14 protein-coding genes and 1 pseudogene are annotated in these 18131 nt (G+C 57.5%); 8 read left to right on the top strand and 7 right to left on the bottom strand.

The genetic code is table 11. The features are described from left to right. Positions 1–83: 83 nt before the first annotated feature. Positions 84–1040, top strand: a complete 957-nt coding sequence (locus REA38_RS21805; RefSeq protein ID WP_033648913.1) for an AEC family transporter — start codon at positions 84–86, stop codon at positions 1038–1040. Positions 1041–1052: 12 nt separating this feature from the next. Continuing rightward, positions 1053–1274, top strand: coding sequence for a zinc ribbon domain-containing protein (locus REA38_RS21800; protein ID WP_033648912.1), 222 nt, complete (start codon positions 1053–1055; stop codon positions 1272–1274). Between the two features lie 4 nt (positions 1275–1278). On the opposite strand, the gene REA38_RS21795 is transcribed toward REA38_RS21800, so the two are convergent. The 3 genes from REA38_RS21795 to REA38_RS21785 all read right to left on the bottom strand — a co-directional run bounded on the left by REA38_RS21795 (position 1279) and on the right by REA38_RS21785 (position 3790). Further along, the gene (locus REA38_RS21795) at positions 1279–1620 is read right to left on the bottom strand and encodes a protealysin inhibitor emfourin (RefSeq protein WP_033648911.1); all 342 of its coding nucleotides are present in this window, start codon (positions 1618–1620) and stop codon (positions 1279–1281) included. Then, complete coding sequence (locus REA38_RS21790; RefSeq protein ID WP_033648910.1) at positions 1620–2645, bottom strand: M4 family metallopeptidase; 1026 nt, start codon at positions 2643–2645, stop codon at positions 1620–1622. Before REA38_RS21790 ends, REA38_RS21795 begins: the two co-directional genes overlap by 1 nt. 62 nt (positions 2646–2707) lie before the next feature. Next, positions 2708–3790, bottom strand: a complete 1083-nt coding sequence (locus REA38_RS21785) for a LacI family DNA-binding transcriptional regulator (protein ID WP_308886613.1) — start codon at positions 3788–3790, stop codon at positions 2708–2710. Positions 3791–4148: 358 nt separating this feature from the next. Here REA38_RS21785 and REA38_RS21780 point away from each other — a divergent pair, with 358 nt between their 5' ends. Continuing rightward, the gene (locus REA38_RS21780) at positions 4149–5459 is read left to right on the top strand and encodes an MFS transporter (RefSeq protein ID WP_033635583.1); all 1311 of its coding nucleotides are present in this window, start codon (positions 4149–4151) and stop codon (positions 5457–5459) included. Between the two features lie 11 nt (positions 5460–5470). Next, positions 5471–7837 carry a glycoside hydrolase family 31 protein gene (locus tag REA38_RS21775; protein WP_308886612.1) on the top strand — a complete coding sequence of 789 codons (2367 nt, stop codon included), beginning with the start codon at positions 5471–5473 and terminating at the stop codon, positions 7835–7837. A gap of 3 nt (positions 7838–7840) precedes the next feature. Here the strand turns inward: REA38_RS21775 and xseA are convergent, their stop codons facing one another. Beyond that, positions 7841–9217 carry an exodeoxyribonuclease VII large subunit gene (gene xseA / locus REA38_RS21770; RefSeq protein ID WP_031299944.1) on the bottom strand — a complete coding sequence of 459 codons (1377 nt, stop codon included), beginning with the start codon at positions 9215–9217 and terminating at the stop codon, positions 7841–7843. Positions 9218–9387: 170 nt separating this feature from the next. Here xseA and guaB point away from each other — a divergent pair, with 170 nt between their 5' ends. The 3 genes and pseudogenes from guaB to REA38_RS21755 form a co-directional block, all read left to right on the top strand. After that, positions 9388–10851: an IMP dehydrogenase gene (gene guaB, locus REA38_RS21765; protein ID WP_033635581.1), complete on the top strand. Its 1464-nt coding sequence runs from the start codon at positions 9388–9390 to the stop codon at positions 10849–10851. A 102-nt stretch (positions 10852–10953) separates the two neighbouring features. Continuing rightward, positions 10954–12531: a glutamine-hydrolyzing GMP synthase gene (guaA, locus tag REA38_RS21760; RefSeq protein WP_308886611.1), complete on the top strand. Its 1578-nt coding sequence runs from the start codon at positions 10954–10956 to the stop codon at positions 12529–12531. A gap of 213 nt (positions 12532–12744) precedes the next feature. Next, positions 12745–12882: pseudogene (locus REA38_RS21755) on the top strand (type II toxin-antitoxin system Phd/YefM family antitoxin); the annotation flags it as partial. A gap of 84 nt (positions 12883–12966) precedes the next feature. Here REA38_RS21755 and REA38_RS21750 read toward each other — a convergent pair. From REA38_RS21750 to REA38_RS21740, 3 genes are all read right to left on the bottom strand, one after another. After that, positions 12967–14949, bottom strand: a complete 1983-nt coding sequence (locus REA38_RS21750) for a hypothetical protein (RefSeq protein ID WP_308886610.1) — start codon at positions 14947–14949, stop codon at positions 12967–12969. 260 nt (positions 14950–15209) lie between these two features. Next, positions 15210–16991 carry a hybrid sensor histidine kinase/response regulator gene (locus tag REA38_RS21745; RefSeq protein WP_308886609.1) on the bottom strand — a complete coding sequence of 594 codons (1782 nt, stop codon included), beginning with the start codon at positions 16989–16991 and terminating at the stop codon, positions 15210–15212. Then, positions 16988–17620, bottom strand: coding sequence for a response regulator transcription factor (locus REA38_RS21740; protein WP_128884863.1), 633 nt, complete (start codon positions 17618–17620; stop codon positions 16988–16990). The genes REA38_RS21745 and REA38_RS21740 overlap by 4 nt, the downstream gene beginning before the upstream one ends. A gap of 175 nt (positions 17621–17795) precedes the next feature. On the opposite strand from REA38_RS21740, the gene REA38_RS21735 reads away from it, so the two are divergent. Continuing rightward, positions 17796–18110 (top strand): hypothetical protein, encoded by a 315-nt coding sequence (locus tag REA38_RS21735; protein ID WP_041036313.1) that lies wholly within the window; start codon positions 17796–17798, stop codon positions 18108–18110. Positions 18111–18131: the final 21 nt, after the last annotated feature.

The raw sequence follows: 18131 nt of genomic DNA, 5'->3' as shown, positions 1-18131 counted from the left end.
CGGCAGTGATGCCGCGCCCCTTTTTTATTGGCCCGAAATCGTTTTATTATCTGAAGATTACCTCGCCTGCCTGAAGGAACACCATGTCCTGGGAAACCTGGAGTTTTGCGTTTAACGTCACCGTGCCGAATCTGCTGATGATGCTGTTGGGGATCCTGCTGCGCCATTGGCGCCTGATGGATGACCGCTTCGTCGACGGCGCGACCCGCCTGGTGTTCAATCTGGCGCTGCCGTGCCTGCTGTTTTTCAGCATCGCCACCAACCATCCGCAGCTGCTCGGCAACCTGCCGCTGGTGCTGTTCGGCGCGGTCGGCACGCTGGCGACCTTCCTGCTCCTGGAGCTGGCCGCCAAGTGGCTGGTGAAAGAACCGCGTGAGCGCGGGGTGTTCGTACAGGGCGGTTTCCGCGCCAATACCGCCATCGTCGGCCTGGCCTACGCCATGACCGCCTACGGCAGCGAAGGCATTGCGCTCGCTTCGCTGTACCTGACGGTGACGGTGATCCTGTTCAACATACTGTCGGTCATCACCCTCACGCGCAGCCTGCAGGGCGGGCAGGGCAAGAAAATCAGCCACCTGTCTTTGCTGCGCAGCATCGTTACCAACCCGCTGATCATCGGCCTGGTGTGCGGGCTGCTGTACGCGCAAACCGGGCTGGGCATCCCGACCGTGATCCGCCAGACCGGCAGCTATATCTCTGCGCTGTCGCTGCCGCTGGCGCTGCTGTGCACCGGCGCCAGCCTGGATTTTCGCGCCATGTTCCGTTCGTCCAACGTGGCGGCGCTGTCGTCGGCGGCCAAGCTGTTTCTGGTGCCGTGCCTGATGACGCTGGCCGGCTGGCTGTGCGGGTTTCAGGGGGCTGCGCTGGGCATTATCTTCCTGTTTTCCGCCACGCCGACCGCGTCGGGCAGCTATGTGATGACGCGCGCCATGGGCGGCAACGCCACGCTGGCGGCCAACATTATCGCCATCACCACCGTCGGTTCGTTCTTCACCACCGCGTTGGGGATTTATTTCTTGCGCTCATGGGGCGCGATTTAACCTGGAGTCGTTATGGAAGCGCACTGTCCGCAATGCCGTCAGACCATGAAGTGGGTAGCGGGTCACTACCATTGTGAAGCCTGCCAGCGCGATTATCGGCAGCTGGCGAGCTGCCCGGAGTGCGGGCAGCCGCTGCATGAATTGAAAGCCTGCGGGGCGGTGGATTACCTGTGCCAGAACGGGCACGGGCTGATCTCCAAAAAACGGGTGAATTTCAGCTATCAGCCGCTGTAAGTCCTCACTCATCCACCTGGCCGGTTTTCCACAGATCCACCAGCGCCTGCGGCGCGCTGCTTTCCGGGATTAACAGCACGATCTCAGTGCTCAGGGTGGGGCTGGTGTAGTTGATTTGCACGCGGTAGTAGCGCTGGTCGCCGCAGCCGGGGGAGCTGGGCTGGCCTTCTTCCTGCGCGTAGGGCAGCGTCTGGTTCAGCAACTGATTCAGGCGCTGCCGCTGCTCCGGCGTGATATCGGCCAGCGCGATGCGGCGCTGGCCCGCCAGTTTGGGAATGTAGGCAAAGCCTCCCTCGCGCGCCAGCTCAATGACCGTATCCTGATTGAGCGTCGGCAGCGGTTTCATTATTCCACCCCCACCTGATGCCAGGCTTGCTGCACCTTGTCCGCCACGCTCTGGTCGAAACGCGCTTGCGCATGTTTCACCGTGGTGCGGGCGAAGGTGGCGAAGTCGGCGTTTTGCGGCAGCGCTTTGTCGCACACCGTGTCATACCAGACGTAACCGGCTTTCTCCCAGGCGAAGCCGCCCAGCGCCGTCGCCGCCAGGTAGAAGGCGCGGTTGGGGATGCCGGAGTTGAGGTGCACGCCGCCGTTGTCTTCCTTGGTCTGGATATAATCCTTCATGCTGGCGGGCTGCGGGTCTTTGCCCAGCAGCGGATCGTCGTAGGCGGTGCCGGGTGCCGACATCGAGCGCAGCCCTTTGCCTTTGATGCCCTCGGCGAGCAGCCCGGCGCCGATCAGCCAGTCGGCTTTATCGGCGGTTTGCTGCAGGTGGAACTGCTTGACCAACGAGCCGAATACGTCGGACAACGACTCGTTGAGCGCCCCGGACTGCTGGTAGTAGATCAACCCGGCTTCGCTCTCGGTCACGCCGTGCGCCAGCTCGTGGCCGACCACGTCGATGGCGATGGTGAAACGGTTGAAGATCTCGCCGTCGCCGTCGCCGAACACCATCTGCTGGCCGTTCCAGAAGGCGTTCTGGTACTCCTTGCCGTAGTGCACGCTGCCGACCAGCGGCAGCCCCTGGTTATCCAGTGAATTGCGGCGGTAGGCCTGCCAGAAGAAATCGTAGGTGACGCCGAGATAGTCGTAGGCTTCGTCCACCGCCACATCGTGGTTGCTGGGCTGGCCCTCTTTGCGCACCTGTTTGCCGGGCAGTTGGGTGCCGTTCTGGGCGTCGTAGATATCGCGGAGCGCTTCGCCGGCTCGGGCGTTTTTCTCGGTCGGCGAACGCAGCGGCTTGTTGCCGAGCAGGCTTTGCACGTGGTTCAGCGTGTGCAGCGCGCAGTCGCGCTGCGGGGCGTTGCCGTGTTCAATGATGCGGCGCAGCATGTAGGGAGGAATGACGGAACGCATGCGCTGGGCTGGCATAGTGGCTCTCCTTAGGCAAAAATTTTACCTCATCGAATGAATGCACTGTGCCTAAGTGTAGCCTACTCGTCATAAAGCCTGTGGTCATGCGTGCTCACCGCCGGCGCGGTCTTGTGCGGGCTGATGCGTCGCACCGAGGCGCGCACCGCCAGCTGGCCGTGCAGCAGCAGATTGCACGGCGGCGCGTCGGCGCGCAGCATGCGCCGCTGCAGCAGCTGGATCGCCTCGTAACCCAGTTCGTCGCGCGGCACCTGCACCGAGGTCAGCGGCACATCGTGGATTTCCGCCAGATTGAAGCCGTCGGTGCTCATCACCGAGACGTCACCCGGCACGCTCAGCCCCCGCTTGTTGAGCGCTTTGACCGCCCCGACCGCCATGTAGTCGCCGCCGGCCAGGATCGCCGTCGGCAGCGGGGCGTGGCCGTGGATGCCATCGAGATAGGTGGTCAGCGCCTGCTCGGCCTCTTCGCCGCCGAAGCCGGAGGTGGTGATCAGATGGCGGCCGTCGTCGAACGGCAGATGATGTCGGGCGTAGGCCTGGCGGATGCCCGCCAGCCGCAGCTCCATGGTGTGGCGGCGCAGGCATTGCAGATTGAGGATATGGCTGTGCCCCTGCTGAAACAGGTAGCTGGCGGAATAGTCGCCGATCAGCTGATGATCCGGTGAGACGCTGTCCAGCCGCATCTGCCGATCGCTGCAGTTGATCAGCACGCAGGGCTTGTGCAGATCGGCGGCCAGGGTGTGGATATGCTCGTCGTCGATGCCGATGATCAGCGCCGCTTCGGTGTGCGGGTCGCTCATCTTTTCCAGAAACAGCGCGCCGTCGCTGTGTTGCTCTTCCAGCCCGCAGTAGCGGATGCGCACCTCGTGCTCCATCAGCGCGGCGGCGATACCCTGAATGACCTTGTAGTAGAAGATGTCGGTGCGTACGTCGAACGCGCGCTGCGGCGCGAACACCATCACGTTGTTCAGCATCAGCCGGCCGCTGGAAATGCCCTGCAGAATGCCGTTTTGCTGCGCACAGTCCAGCACCTTGCGGCGCGCCTCGGCGCTGGTGTTGGCCTTGCCTGCCAGCACGCGGGAAACGGTGCTGATCGACAGCCCGGTTTGGCGAGCGATCTCCTGAATTTTCAGCTTTCCGTTCATTCTGTGATCTCCTTCAAATTCGTCCGTGAGAATATTTTCATTGCAGATTTTCAGCGTCTTGACCGGATTTCTTGGTCATTATGACTATTTTTTCACCCGCCTGTGAAAATCTTTGCAAAAAACAGCGTTTCGCTGCGCGCTCTCGCTGAGTAGTCTGCATTGGTACACCAATTTTAGCGACCTGTCAGTCCAATTTTAACGGTGTGCGAAAATGAAAACAAAAATAAATCATGGGGTTGTGATTGTCTGTCGGCCAGTGATACGGCGCCGACCCGTTTTCACCGCCCCGTGTTTGATAGCACAACGTACCCTACCAAAACGCGCGTCGCCGTAGCCGGCGGCCGCGGGGAGAGAACCGATGAGTGTGGAGATCAATCAGGCGGTCGCGCAGAGCGGCCGGCGCAAGTTCAAATCGCTGCGCTGGTGGATGCTGGCGCTGTTCTTGCTGGGTGTCACGGTCAACTACATCACCCGCAACTCGCTGGGCATTCTGGCGCCGGAGCTGAAAACCAGCCTGAACATGAGCACCGAGCAATATGCCTGGGTGGTGGCGTCGTTCCAACTGGCTTACACGGTGTTTCAGCCGATCTGCGGCTGGCTGATCGACGTTATCGGCCTGAAGATGGGCTTTCTGATCTGCGCCGGTATTTGGGCGGTGGTATGCATGCTGCACGCCGGCGCAGGCAGCTGGCTGCAACTGGCCATTCTGCGTTTCTTCATGGGGGGCGCGGAGGCGGCGGCCACCCCGGCCAACGCCAAGGCGATCTCCGACTGGTTCCCGAAGAAGGAGCGGCCGATCGCCGCCGGCTGGGCCGGCGTCGGTTTCTCCATCGGCGCCATGCTGGCGCCGCCGATCATCGTCATCGCTCACGTCTCTTTCGGCTGGCAGGGCGCCTTCCTGTTCTCCGGCGGGCTGGCGCTGATCTGGGTGGTGCTGTGGTGGCTGTTCTACCACTCGCCGCAGCAGCACCCGAACCTCAGCCAGCAAGAGCTGGATCTGATCCGCGAAGACAACGAACCGGTGCTGCCTAAGCTGCCGTTCCTCACCTCGCTGGCCAGCCTGTGCAAGAACAAGAAGTTTTACGGCATCGCCATCCCGGCCTTTCTCGCCGAGCCGGCCTGGGCGGTATTCAGCTTCTGGGTGCCGCTGTACCTGGCCACCGAACGCGGCATGGATCTGAAACAGATCGCGATGTTCGCCTGGCTGCCGTTTCTGGCGGCGGATATCGGCAGCGTCGCCAGCGGCTATCTCACCACCCTGTACCGCAAATGGTTCGGCTGCAGCCGCGTCAACTCGGTGGTCGCCAGCTCGGTGACCGGCGCTTTCCTGATGGTGTCGCTGGCGTTCGTGGCGATCACCCAAGATCCCTATGTGGCGATCGCGCTGATCTCGATCGGCGGCTTCGGCCACCAGGTGATCTCCTGCATGCTCAGCGCGCTGGTGGTGGAGTCGTTCGATAAAAACCAGATGGCGACGGTCAACGGCATGCGCGGATCCAGCGCCTGGATCGCCAGCTTCCTGTTCACGCTGCTGATCGGCGCGGTATCCGACACCATCGGCTTCAACCCGCTGTTCATCGCCATGGGCTTCTTCGATCTGATCGGTGCCCTGTTCCTGATTGCCCTGATCGCCGAACGCGGCGGTAAGAAAACACCTTCACACAGCTAAGTGGAATGCTTATGAAAACCTTGAAAAACTGGACGCTGGCGGCGCAGCATGCCGACCACGTTGAGCTGCTGGTCGATGAACGCCACCGTTTCTGCCTGTACGTGCTGGAAGACGGTCTGTTCCGCGTGTTGATCAAACGTGAGGGCGAACTGGCGCTGGATCGCACCTGGAGCATCGCGCCGCAGGAGGATGTGCCCTGGGAGGGGCGCGATCGGCTCAGCGTCGCCGGCTTCAGCCTGCCGGGCTACCAGCTGCGCCAGGAGGGCGAGCGGCTGATGGTCAGCACGCCGCTGCTGCGCGTGACGGTGCATCAGCCGCTGTGGCTGGAATGGGAATATTGCAACGCCGCCGGCGAATGGCGGCCGCTGGCGGCGGATCGGCCGACCAGCGCCTACCTGCTCAATGCGCACGGCGACGGCGTGGCGCACTATCAGCGGCGTTTCGCCGATGAGCGTTATTACGGCCTGGGGGAGAAGGCCGGCGATCTGGAGCGCACCGGCCGCCGCTTCGAGATGCGTAACCTGGACGCCATGGGCTACAACGCCGCCAGCACCGATCCGCTGTACAAGCACATTCCGTTCACCATCACCCGCGGGCCGGAGGCGAGCTTCGGCCTGTTTTACGACAACCTGAGCAGCTGCTGGTTGGATCTGGGCAACGAGATCGACAACTACCACGCGGCCTATCGCCGCTATCAGGCCGAAGCGGGCGATCTGGATTACTACCTGTTCCTCGGGCCGAAGGTCTTGGACGTCACTAAGGCTTTCGTGCGCCTGACCGGCCGCACCCACTTCGGACCGAAGTGGAGCCTGGGCTACAGCGGCTCGACCATGCACTACACCGACGCGCCGGATGCCCAGCAGCAGCTGCAGCAGTTCATCGCGCTGTGCCGTCAACACGCCATTCCCTGCGACTCCTTCCAGCTGTCGTCGGGCTACACCTCGATCAACAACAAGCGCTACGTGTTCAACTGGAATTACGACAAGGTGCCGCAGCCCAAGCTGCTCAGCCAGGCGTTTCACGACGCCGGCCTCAGGCTGGCGGCCAACATCAAGCCGTGCCTGCTGCAGGATCACCCGCAGTATCAGGAGGTGGCGGCGCAGGGGCTGTTTATCCGCGATTCGCAAAGCGACGCGCCCGAGCGCTCCAGCTTCTGGGACGACGAAGGATCGCACCTCGACTTCACCAACCCTGCGGCGGTGCGCTGGTGGCAGCGGGGCGTCACGCAGCAGCTGCTGGAGATGGGCATCGACTCGACCTGGAACGACAACAACGAATACGAAGTGTGGGACGGCGAAGCGCGCTGCCACGGCTTCGGGCGGCCAATCGCCATCAAGCACATCCGCCCGGTGATGCCGCTGCTGATGATGCGCGCCTCGATGGAGGCCCAGCAGCGCTTCGCGCCGCAGAAGCGGCCGTATCTGATCTCGCGCTCCGGCTGCGCCGGCATGCAGCGCTACGTGCAGACCTGGAGCGGCGACAACCGTACCAGCTGGCAGACGCTGCGCTACAACATCCGCATGGGGCTGGGCATGAGCCTGTCCGGGCTGTATAACCTTGGCCACGACGTCGGCGGCTTCTCGGGCGACAAACCGGATGCGGAGCTGCTGGTGCGCTGGGTGCAAAACGGCGTGATGCATCCGCGTTTCACCATCCACTCCTGGAACGACGACGCCACGGTCAACGAGCCCTGGATGTACCCGGCCGCCACCCCGGCGGTGCGCGAGGCGATCAACCTGCGTTACCGACTGCTGCCGTATTTCTACACGCTGTTGTGGCAGGCCTGCGCCGACGATGAGCCGATGCTGCGCCCGACCTTTCTCGATCATGAACAGGATGCGCGCACCTTCGGCGAGAACGACGATTTTCTGATCGGCCGCGATCTGCTGGTGGCCAGCGTGGTGGAGCCGGGGCAGCGCCGGCGTTCGGTATATCTGCCGGACAACGGCGAAGGCTGGTACTGCTTCTACAGCGGCCAATGGTTCGGCGGCGGCCAGACGGTGACGCTGGCGGCGCCGCTGGAGCGTTTGCCGCTGCTGGTGCGCGCCGGGGCGGCGCTGCCGCTGTCGCAGCGGCTGGCGCATGTGGACGTGGCCGCCGACGATCGGCGCGAGCTGCGGCTGTTTCCGCTCAAGGGCTGCGGCGCAAGCAGCGGGCTGTTGTTTGAGGACGACGGTGAAAGCGAAGGCTGGCGACAGGGCGATGCGCTGTGGCTGCGCTGGGAAATGCGCTGCGACCATCAGCGCATCATGCTGGATATCACGACGGAAGGGCGTTTCCGCCCGGCCTGGCGCACGTTGGCGCTCAGCCTGCCGGAAGGCGAAATGCGCGCGCTGTGGGTGAACGGCGAACCGGGCGAGCGTTTTACGCTGGAGTAGGGGTTACTCGGCCGCGCGTTTCTTGCGCGGCTTCTTGGCGACGGTGATGGTTTTCACCTCGCTTTCCACCCAGCCGTCCTGCAGGCGGGTTTTCAGCAGTTCGCCGACCTGCGCCTGCTTGGTGGTTTTCAGCAGCTCGCCGCGCGGGGTTTGCGTCACGCTGTAGCCGCGCGCCAGCGTCGCCAGCGGGCTGACGGTTTCCAACTGGCTGCAGGCCACGCCGAAGCGCTGGCGGTAGGCGTTGAGCTGCCGCTCCATTGCTTGCTGCAGGCGGTATTCCTGCTGCTGCACGCGCTGTTGGTAGCGATGAATGCGGCCCTGCGGCTGCACCTGCGCCAGCCGCTGCTGGGCGCGTTCGCTGCGGCGGGCGGCCAGGCGCAGCTGTTGCTGCATGCCGTCTTCCATCCGGCGCTGCAGCTTGAACAGCAGCGTCTGCTGGCGCGCCAGGCGCAGATGCGGATGCTGCTGCTGCAAACGGTGGTGAATGCGGGTGAACTGCTGCTGGCGCTGCGCCAGGTAGTAATCCATCGCCATCTCCAGCCGCTGCTGCTGCGATTGCAGCTGGCGCAACAGCTCGAGCTGATTGCGGCTGACCAGTTCGGCGGCGGCGGAAGGGGTCGGCGCGCGCAGATCGGCGACGAAGTCGGCGATGGTGACGTCGGTTTCATGGCCGACGGCGCTGACGATCGGAATGCGGCTGGCGAAGATCGCCCGCGCCACGCGTTCGTCGTTGAAGCTCCACAGATCTTCCAGCGAACCGCCGCCGCGGCCGACGATCAGCACGTCGCATTCGTCGCGGCGGTTGGCGGCCTCGATGGCGCGCACGATCTGCATCGGCGCTTCCGCGCCCTGCACTGAGGTGGGGTAGATGACGATCGGCAACGACGGATCGCGCCGCTGCAATACCTGCAGAATATCGTGCAGCGCCGCGCCGCTGGCGGAGGTGATCACCCCGACGCGTTTGGCAGGGGCGGGCAGCGGCTGCTTGAACTGCTGATCGAACAGCCCTTCGGCGCTCAGGCGCTGTTTCAGCTGCTCGAACTGTTGCTGCAGCAGGCCGTCGCCGGCGGGCTGCATGCTCTCGGCGATCAGCTGGTAGTCGCCGCGCGGTTCATACAGCGTGATGCTGGCGCGCACCAAAACCTGCTGGCCGTTTTGCGGCCGGAAGGTGACGCGGCGGTTGCTGTTGCGGAACATCGCGCAGCGCACCTGGGCGCGATCGTCTTTCAGCGTGAAATACCAGTGGCCGGAGGCGGGCTGGGAGAGGTTGGAGATCTCGGCGGAGAGCCAAATCTGCCCCATTTCCATTTCCAGCAGTTGGCGAACCGTCTGATTGAGGCGGCTTACGGTAAAAATGGAAGGCGAAACAGGTAGCGACATGTGACCCAGATCAAATTTCAAAACAATCACTTAATTGGTCGATACTACATGGCTGAAAAAGGTAATCAAGACTTTTTGTAAGAAAGTGCTGGAGGCAACCGATTCCGCTCTGTATAATGCCGCGGCAATATTTTATCTTTTTCACAGCCCACCCTGGTGAGATATTGCCCATGCTACGTATCGCTAAAGAAGCTCTGACGTTTGACGACGTCCTCCTGGTTCCAGCCCACTCCACGGTTCTGCCTAACACCGCAGAGCTCGGCACCCAACTGACCAAAACCATCCGCCTGAACATCCCTATGCTGTCCGCAGCCATGGATACCGTTACCGAATCCGGCCTGGCCATCGCGCTGGCGCAGGAAGGCGGCCTGGGCTTCATCCACAAAAACATGTCCATCGAGCGCCAGGCTGAAGAAGTCAGCCGTGTGAAGAAGCATGAAAGCGGCGTAGTTACCGACCCGCAGACCGTTACCCCATCCACCACGCTGCAGGAAGTGAAAGAGCTGACCGCGCGCAACGGCTTTGCCGGTTACCCGGTCGTCACCGAAGACAATGAGCTGGTCGGCATCATCACCGGCCGCGACGTGCGCTTCGTGACCGATCTGACCCAGCCGGTCACCGCGGTCATGACGCCGAAAGATCGCCTGGTCACCGTGAAAGAAGGTGAAGCGCGCGACGTGGTGCTGCAGAAGATGCACGAAAAGCGCGTAGAAAAAGCGCTGGTGGTGGACGACAGCTTCCACCTGCTGGGCATGATCACCGTTAAAGACTTCCAGAAAGCGGAACGCAAACCGAACGCCTGTAAAGACGAGCACGGTCGTCTGCGCGTGGGCGCGGCCGTCGGCGCCGGCGCCGGCAACGAAGAGCGCGTTGACGCGCTGGTGGCGGCAGGCGTTGACGTTCTGCTGATCGACTCCTCGCACGGCCACTCCGAAGGCGTGTTGCAGCGCATCCGCGAAACCCGCGCCAAATACCCGGATCTGCAGATCGTTGGCGGCAACGTCGCGACCGCAGCGGGCGCCAAAGCGCTGGCTGAAGCCGGCGTGAGCGCGGTGAAAGTCGGTATCGGCCCTGGCTCCATCTGCACCACCCGCATCGTGACCGGCGTGGGCGTACCGCAGATCACCGCCATCGCCGACGCGGTGGAAGCGCTGGAAGGCACCGGCATTCCGGTTATCGCCGACGGCGGCATCCGCTTCTCCGGCGATATCGCCAAAGCGATCGCCGCGGGCGCATCCTGCGTGATGGTCGGCTCCATGCTGGCGGGCACCGAAGAATCTCCGGGCGAAATCGAGCTGTATCAGGGCCGTTCGTTCAAATCTTACCGCGGCATGGGCTCGCTGGGCGCGATGTCCAAAGGCTCTTCCGACCGTTACTTCCAGACCGATAACGCCGCCGACAAACTGGTGCCGGAAGGTATCGAAGGCCGCGTGGCCTATAAAGGCATGCTGAAAGCCATCGTGCACCAGCAGATGGGCGGCCTGCGCTCCTGCATGGGCCTGACCGGCTGCGCCACCATCGACGATCTGCGCACCAAGGCGGAGTTCGTGCGCATCAGCGGCGCCGGCATTCAGGAAAGCCACGTGCACGACGTGACCATCACCAAAGAGTCGCCGAACTACCGCATGGGCTAATGCCTTAACCTCTCCTGAGTGAGAGGCCGGGGTGGGGCGTTAAGCCCCATCCCGAAACACACATTTTCGCTCTTTTTCTCTTGTTGCTGGAATTCGCCTCACATGACACAAAATATCCATAAGCATCGCATCATGATACTGGACTTCGGTTCGCAATACACCCAACTGGTCGCCCGCCGCGTGCGCGAAATCGGCGTTTACTGCGAACTGTGGGCCTGGGACGTTAGCGAAGAGCAGATCCGCGAATTCAACCCAAGCGGCATCATCCTCTCTGGTGGCCCGGAAAGCACCACCGAAGCCGGCAGCCCGCGCGCCCCGGACTACGTGTTCAACGCCGGCGTGCCAGTGCTGGGCGTGTGCTACGGCATGCAGACCATGGCGATGCAGCTGGGTGGCCATGTGCAGGGCTCCAACGAACGCGAGTTCGGCTACGCGCAGGTGGAAATCGTCAACGAGAGCGCGCTGCTGCGCGACATCGAAGACGCCATCAGCCCGGCCGGCAAACCGCTGCTGGACGTGTGGATGAGCCACGGCGACAAAGTGACCGCGATCCCGTCCGACTTCGTGACCGTCGCCAGCACCGACACCTGCCCGTTCGCCATTATGGCCAACGAAGAAAAACGCTTCTACGGCGTGCAGTTCCACCCGGAAGTGACCCACACCCGCCAGGGCCAGCGCATGCTGGAGCGCTTCGTACTGGACATCTGCCAGTGTGAAGCCCTGTGGACCCCGGCCACCATCATCGAAGATGCGGTCGAGCGCATCCGCGAGCAGGTGGGTGAAGACCACGTGATCCTCGGCCTGTCCGGCGGTGTCGACTCCTCCGTGACCGCGATGCTGCTGCACCGCGCCATCGGCAAACGCCTGACCTGCGTGTTCGTCGACAACGGCCTGCTGCGCCTGAACGAAGCCAAGCAGGTAATGGAAATGTTCGGCGACCACTTCGGCCTGAACATCGTGCACGTCGAAGCGGAAAACCGCTTCCTGACCGCACTGGCGGGCGTGGACGAGCCGGAAGCCAAGCGTAAAATCATCGGCCGCGTGTTCGTTGAAGTGTTCGACGAAGAAGCCTGCAAGCAAGAGCAGGTGAAATGGCTGGCGCAGGGCACCATCTACCCGGACGTAATCGAATCCGCCGCTTCCGCCACCGGCAAAGCGCACGTGATCAAGTCGCACCACAACGTGGGCGGCCTGCCGAAAGAGATGAAGCTGGGCCTGGTCGAGCCGCTGAAAGAGCTGTTCAAAGACGAAGTGCGCAAGATCGGCCTGGAGCTGGGCCTGCCGTACGACATGCTGTTCCGTCACCCGTTCCCGGGCCCGGGTCTGGGCGTGCGCGTGCTGGGCGAAGTGAAGAAAGAGTACTGCGATCTGCTGCGCCGCGCCGACGCCATCTTCATCGAAGAACTGCACAAGGCCGACCTGTACAACAAAGTCAGCCAGGCGTTCACCGTGTTCCTGCCGGTGCGTTCGGTCGGCGTGATGGGCGACGGCCGCAAATACGACTGGGTGGTCTCCCTGCGTGCCGTAGAAACCATCGACTTCATGACCGCGCACTGGGCGCACCTGCCGTATGACTTCCTCGGCCGCGTCTCCAACCGCATCATCAACGAAGTGGACGGCATCTCCCGCGTGGTGTACGACATCAGCGGCAAGCCGCCGGCGACGATCGAGTGGGAATGATTTGACACTTCCCGCAACCTGTTCGTAACTAGGCCGAAGTGACTGAAACCCTCTGTTTTTACAGAGGGTTTTTCTTTATATGGCCATATCTTTTCTGCCTGGTTCCAGCCATGAGTAAAGCCGAACATTGTTTGTGGCCTAAATCTGGCCTATGTTCGGACCTTGGCATGATTGATAGCGCCTGGGGATACGATGAAAGTAGAGACCATCAACTACGTTATAGAATCCTATGAGCAGCAGAAGCGAGAGAACGCCATTGCTCTGCAGAAATTGCTGACGCTGTCAGAGAAGGATAAAGCGGAAGGGCGAGTGTTCTCGAAGGAACAGCTGCTGGATGGGCTTACGGATTGAACGCAGGACACTCACGTTAAGGGGGTTCCTATTTCAATTATGGATTTTTTAATTAACCCCCCTAAACGTCTTTATAGTGAAAATTTAAATTGTGGGTGCTGAGTTATTAAAATATTCCTCCCAAGATTCACTCCATTTTTCATTTAGAGAGAATAGTGGTTGCCTACCATTCTCATGATAATTAAGCCAGGATAACTTCAGGATACTATCCTTTCTTAATTCTCTAGACATATTGTTTGCAGATATTTTTGGTCTGTTAATATTAATCACCATATGCTCATTAATTATTTTTGTTAATTCGGATGCGTTACTTTTCTTGAATCCTTTTGCTTTTCTTAGGACTAAGGAAACTAATATTATTGGTATGTATATAGTTCCATAGATCTTTAGTATGCCAATGTTTTCTGGTATTGCATTTATAAGGTTTTTATCAATAGACCTTTCAACTGATTTTTTTGTTTTGTTTTGATGATTTGGCAATTGAAGATGTTCTGTTGATGTAAAAAGGTTTAGCCTAAGTTGACCATTATCTTCTTCCAAATCTAATATCGAATTTCTTACTGATCTATAATCAGATTTTGGAACTTCTATATACTGTAACTCATCATTTTCATCTGATTCAATAATAAGTCCCAGTGGTGCATTCTTAGAGGACATTAGCTCAACATAACAACCATAGTCGAGTGTGTATAAAGTATATTTTTTGCCGACTGCATTTTTTGCGGAAACACCTTGCCTAAGAACGTGAATTACTCTCATATCATATAGATAATCTATCAGTTTATGATTTTTTTCATTGCTAATTAGGAATCCCCTAGATTTTCTATGTCCAATAACTTCGTTTATTATTCTGTCAAGTAGTGACACGGCTTCTGGCCTGCTGTTAAGGGCGGCGTGCTTGTTGACCTGAAACCATTTTTGAGCGGAGTTACGGATATGAAAAATAGATATTTTGTTTGATAAAGCAGTCTGTGCAGCTAATGAAATAATATTTATGGCATCTCTTGGAACTCCTTCAACTGCTCTTACATATTCGTCAAAAGCCGAAGTTTGAGTAAATACATCATTTATAAATAGGTTAGGCTCTCGATCGCAGATTGAGTTTTTATCGATAGCGCAAACATGGCGATGAAGTAGGTTTTTAAAGAAGTTTTTGGCGGCATCGCTATCATTATCAAACACCATGTATTCATCCAAATTTATCACAGATGAAGCATCTGAACCTAATTCTATACCAATGCTGGCACCAGTATTCATGTCCACTTCCATGAAGTTGCATCTATGAGCAATAGCTGCAATTTTTACAGTAATGTTAGGAATAGGATATAATATCCTTCTTAAAAGTTCTGCAAGATAAGGTTGAAGATCTAAAGGAATCTCTGACCATTCATCAATTAATATCCAAAGCTCCTTATGAGGCAATATTGAAACAATGTCGTTAAGTTTTTTTGTTATTGAGTTGAAATGAATTCTTAAAGTTCTTTTTCCTGTGGTTTTTATTCTTTCTGAACTTCCAATGGCAGTGCTTTTTGTGAGTTCCACTCCTGCGGAAATACTTTTCAATGATGCATTTGATTTAATTGAGAAGTTATTGGATATGTTATTAGATGAACCAATTTCCTCTTCAGATGTACCTTCTATGTTTAATGCGGTTGCTTGTTCAAGAAAATTGTTTAATAATTCCGTTATCTCTGTTGTTTTATCTATTTCGTTTTCAAATATATAATCTAGAATAACCTCGTGAATATTGCATAAAGTATCTGAAAGCAGTCTTGTTGCCCTTTCACTTAAGGGGATGTTTTGATCTGAAAATATCCCTCCTGTTGAGCCTATTAATCGCATGTCAATAGGTACGCTGATAATCCCTCGATTAGATATTTCATTGTTGAGCACTGCTAAGAAGTGTGTCTTTCCCGTCCCTCTGCGCCCAAACATTATTTGATTATCTGTGCTTGAAAGTAATGTATATGTAGGGCCAACATCAACGAAGGATTTGATCAGATGCTCAGTTTGTAATTTTTCAGCTCGTTTAGCTAGTCTCATTATTATTGAGTTGATATTTCTCATAATTTTCCACCATTTTAATCTGATAGTCTTTCCGTGGCTCAGTCAGAGATTGCAAGTAAAATAATTATTTGATCTAAGCTATCATTTTTTTACCTACTTATAAATATCGATGATTATAGTGTTTATATGTTATTGTTTTTTTTAAACTATATCTTATTTGTTTATTTAACATCACTATACTCTATTGATGAAGTAGGTATTAAATAAAGTTTTTATATTATTAGCCCGCAAACAGTGTTCCAAGAGGTGCCAAACCACCTTTAGCCCGCCCCCCACTGCGTCAGCAGCGCATGCAGCCTGGCCGGCTCCAGCGGCTTGCGCAGCACCAGATAGCCTTCCTGCTCGGCCTCTTGCAATATCTGCGAGTTGAACTCGCCGCTGACCATGGCGCCGCTCACGTCCGGCAGGCGTTCGAACAGCGCTTTCAGGATGTCGAAACCGCTCTCGCCGGAGCGCAGGCGCTGGTCGCACAGCACGGCGAACGGCGTAAAACCGTCGTCGACAATGGCGAAGGCTTCCTCGGCGGAGGCCGCGCAGCGCACGGTGATGCCCCAAGTGCTCATCAGGCTCTCCCAGGCTGAAGTAACCAAAGGATCGTCGTCCACCACCAGGCAGGCGCCGCGCAGCGGCGCATAGCGGGTAGGCGTGGCGGTGTTGTCGTAGGCGGCCGTGGTTTCCGGCGCTTTGTCTTCGCCGATGTATTGCGTGAAGCGCATCCAGAAGCGTGAGCCTTTGCCTTCGACGGAGTGCATGCCGTACTTCACCTTCATCAGCTTGGCGCAGCGCGCCACTACCGCCAGTCCCAGCCCGTGGCCGGCGCTGTCGATTTTCCACGCCAGTTCGGGGCGGTAGTAAGGGGAGAAGATTTTGCTTTTCTCTTCGTCGGCTATGCCCACGCCGGTGTCCCATACTTCCACCAGGCACTCGGCGCCGCGCGGGCGGATGGCGATCAGCACGCCGCCCCGTTGCGTGTAGCGCAGGGCGTTTTGGATCAGGTTGATCAACGATTGCCGCACCAGCAGCGGATCGCCCATCACGCTGATGCGCCGTTTAGGCCGCCAGGTGCGCAGCGCCAGGGAGCGGCTGTTGGCCTCTTCGCGGAACAGGGTGATCACCGAGTCGAGCAGGGCGCCGATATCCACATGGGTGGCGGCGGTGCGCACGTTGCCGGACTCGATCTTGCTGAGATCGAGCAGCGAATTGAACATCAAATGCACCGAACGCACGCTCTGTTGCAGATCCAGCAGCTGCGGCGTCAGGCTGTCGTCGCGGTTCTTGTGGATGATGGCTTCGATCAGAAAGCCCATGGCGTGCACCGGCTGGCGCAGATCGTGGCTGGCGGTGGTCAGGAACTGGTTCTTGTCCAGCAGCGCCTGTTCCGCCTCCTCTTTAGCTTGCCGGAACTGTTCCGCCAGGCGCGAGCTTTGTTCTTCGAGCAACGCCTGCTGGATAAAGAACGCATGCGAGGTTAACGCGTGGCGGTAAATGGCGAAGCCGTACAGCAAGTTCAGCATCAGCACGATGAACATCACGTCTTCCAGCCGCCAGATGATGCCGAGGTTCAGCAGCCCCCAGGAAGCGAAGAAAAAGCGGGTAAAGGTGCTGATAACCGGCGTCAGATGCGTTGCGTTGGCGGCGACGATCGCGGCGATGCTGATATTGAGCAGCAGAAAAAAGTCAAAGTTATGGGTCTGCGGCGTAATTAAATAGAGTGAGGAGATCCCCAATCCGTGAATAAACGCCACCTTATTAATGCGCGGCAGCCAGCGGCGCAGCACGGCGTCTTCATCATTTTCTTTGGCCTCGCGTTGGTAGCGCCGATGCCATATTCTGATCGCCACGGCGCATAGCAGGTAAACCATGATCCAGGCAATGGTTGGGCCGAGTTCATCCCCCAGCAAATAAATCCAGATGGCGAACGGGATGCCGACGAAAGGCACGGCGGTGAAGCTGAACACCAACCGCATGAAGGTGTTGTCCAGCAGGCGGATCTGCGCGCGTGAGGAGATGCCATCATTTTGTAAATTCTGGAAAAACGTCATTGCGACGGATCCCGTTTGCCGTGCAACAGCGTGATGGCTTCTACCCGGCTGTTGACGCCGATCTTTTTTAAGATATTACTGATATGCTCTTTCACGGTGGGTTCGGAAATAGACAGCTGCGTCGCGATCCTTTTATTCGGCAGGCCGCGCAGCATCATAGTCAATACGTCGATTTGTCTCGGCGTTAAATTGAATTTATTTAAATGTTCATGACTGTTTTTAATGGCGGATTCATTTCCTTCCGGGAACCACTCCTGATTATTATTCAACGCAAAAACCGCTCTGGCGAATAATTCCGGGGGTTCATTTTTTAATACGAACCCATGCCCGCCGGCATTGTGCACTTTCTGCCAGATATCGTTATTTTCGTCGCCGCTGACCACCAAAATACGCACCTGAGAATAACGTTGTTTTACTTCTTTGAGTAATTTCAACGCCGTACCGGAAGAGAGCCAAAAATCGATCACCAGTAAACGCGGTGGGCCATTTTCCCTAATGTGACGGTAGCAATTTTCTTCATTGGTCACTACATGTGCCTGTTTGAATCGGCAATGCGTGCTGAGAAAGTTAGCGATACCGCTTGCTACCAATGGATGGTCATCAACGACCAACGCATAATCCTGCCCCAAAGGATTCTCCTTTCGCCTTCACAGTTCAGATAGGTCTGATGAATTATTATCAACCCTCCCTACTTTAGGAGGGTTTTTTCGTTTAGGAAAGGGAAATATATTATTCGAGGATTTGGATAAGAGAAAACATAAAGCCAATCGATAATTTTAACTGATTGGTTATAAAGGATAATTTATGAAAAAACCACTTATCGCTTTAACCGTTACGATGATGATAGCCGGTTGTTCCACCCTGAAAACCGATCAGGCCATTCCATTACTGCAGGCGGAAACCGCCAAAATGCTGGGCCTGGGCTCATCGGACGAAATTACCGTGACCAATGTCAATGGCGCACCGCCGGATGCGCTGGGCGGGCAAAAACTTTCTTATCGCGCCACCACGGAAAAAGGCCGCATTTTCGATTGCTCGTCGCTGATGATGCCGGGAATTTTAGGTTCGTCGCCGTCGCTGAGCGCGCCGACCTGTACGCCGGTGGTCACGCATAAATAATTCGCTTTGGGGGCGGTATTG

It is taken from the genome of Serratia sp. MF1(2023), assembly GCF_030954545.1.
In the GTDB taxonomy this organism is placed as follows: Bacteria; Pseudomonadota; Gammaproteobacteria; order Enterobacterales; family Enterobacteriaceae; genus Serratia; species Serratia sarumanii.
This window is presented reverse-complemented; position numbering and strand designations above follow the sequence as displayed.